Annotated in this window: 2 protein-coding genes; both read right to left on the bottom strand. The window is 29.8% G+C overall.

The genetic code is table 11. From position 1 onward, the window contains the following. Positions 1 to 285: 285 nt before the first annotated feature. Positions 286 to 375, bottom strand: a complete 90-nt coding sequence (locus ACFIKJ_RS09425; RefSeq protein WP_375626877.1) for a type II toxin-antitoxin system YafQ family toxin — start codon at positions 373 to 375, stop codon at positions 286 to 288. A 182-nt stretch (positions 376 to 557) separates the two neighbouring features. Beyond that, positions 558 to 743 (bottom strand): hypothetical protein, encoded by a 186-nt coding sequence (locus tag ACFIKJ_RS09420; protein WP_375626868.1) that lies wholly within the window; start codon positions 741 to 743, stop codon positions 558 to 560. Positions 744 to 1090: the final 347 nt, after the last annotated feature.

Here is a 1090-nt window from a genome sequence, read left to right as displayed (position 1 = left end):
TAATTTCTGATTTGAGATTTTTCCTTTAATGCTTACTTTTTTTATTGAATCATAAAAAGCTATAGACATCAATACGCTCTTACACATCTTTATATACTTTGAATCTTGTTGCTAAGCCCCTGCTTGCCGCGTCTGGGCACCACTTTTTGTTTTTCCTTATTTAATATCTTGTTTTTATTATATTTTTAACATGATGGATTCGTAAATAAAGGTTAGGGAATAGGATTTTGTGACATGGCTCTCAATTATTGCGAATCAGGTTTTTTAAAGGGCATAATCAACTTTTTACTTAAATAAATCTGAATGCGTACCTGTCCTATCAAAATGGATGTGCTCTTCGTCAACTATATAAATTAACAACCAATCGGATTCTATATGAAGATATCGACGAGGCTTTTAATTTCCTTGTAATGCATGATCATTTAAAATAGATAGCAATTGCTTCTTATTAACTAGAAGTTGCATAACTTCTGTGAACTTTCGCATATCTTTTCCACGTTTTTTTGCTCATTTTACATCCTTTTTAAACTTTCCTGAATAACTCACTGAACGCATAATCAAATATCCAATTGCTTAATCAAATCAGCAATATTTTCAGCATAAAAAACATCTTCATTGCTATCATTTTTATGAAAAGTTTCAAGCGTTTCTTTATTGGGTATCTTATTATTTTCAACGTACACACGAATAAGATCACGTAAAATTTGAGATGCTGAACAGTGTTTTATTTCAGCTATAGCCATAAATGCGCTTTTTAGATTTATATCTACTTTAGCTGCTATAAGTCACTTTTTTCACTCATAATATTTCCTCTTTAAGAATATTAATGATTATACATTATTTAACTTAGTTAAACATAGTGTAAATTATCATTAATATTAATTTCTTTTCTTAAACAAAAAGTTTTTCAACTTTTTGTTAGTCACTTTTTGAGGTATGAAAAGCTATTATCTACGGCATCCACGAAACGGGAAAAATCTATTACGAACATAAAGACAATCAATTTCATGATACGTGACATCATCTTCAAGCCTTGATAGGTCTCTATCATCTCGTGAAGAAGCTGTTGTTCTTTTTCTGTAAGATCTTT

Source organism: Bartonella sp. PS7NMGDW (assembly GCF_042193585.1).
Classification (GTDB): domain Bacteria; phylum Pseudomonadota; class Alphaproteobacteria; order Rhizobiales; family Rhizobiaceae; genus Bartonella; species Bartonella grahamii.
Note: the sequence above shows the minus strand (reverse complement) of the source record. Positions and strands in the feature narration are given on the sequence as shown.